The organism is Streptomyces sp. NRRL F-5126, assembly GCF_000721265.1.
In the GTDB taxonomy this organism is placed as follows: Bacteria; Actinomycetota; Actinomycetes; order Streptomycetales; family Streptomycetaceae; genus Streptomyces.
Window position 1 is genome coordinate 1 of sequence record NZ_JOFZ01000082.1, and the last position, 428, is coordinate 428.

General features: G+C 67.5%; 1 protein-coding gene. It reads right to left on the reverse strand.

The genetic code is table 11. The features are described from left to right. A partial coding sequence (locus tag IH48_RS0132415) for an acyltransferase family protein (protein ID WP_030913016.1) occupies positions 1–428 on the reverse strand: 428 nt, incomplete at both ends.

The window sequence follows — 428 nt, forward strand, 5'->3', positions numbered from 1 at the left end:
CGGCATACGAGATGCTCAGGAGTCTCGTGGGCTCGGAGATGTGTATAAGAGACAGGCACGAACCACAGATACGTGCGCAGGTACCAGAGGATCTCCCAGGCCTGCTCGCCCCACGCGTTGCCCGGCGGGTCGCCGAGCGGGACCACCCAGTAGACGATCTGCCGGCCGGGCATCCAGCCGTGGATCAGCATGGCCAGCACGACGAAGACGCCCCAGAACCAGAAGGGCGGCAGCAGCCGGCGGACGCGGCCGCGGATCACCGTGAGCGCCGGGCGCTGAAGCGACTTGGCCATCAGGGTGCCGGCCAGGGCGAACATGATGCCCATGGAGGGAAAGACCATGCCGCACCAGGCCCACCCGAAGGTGTGATACGTGACGACGCGGATGAGCGCGGCCGCGCGGAGGGAGTCGAAATAGCGGTCCCGCCC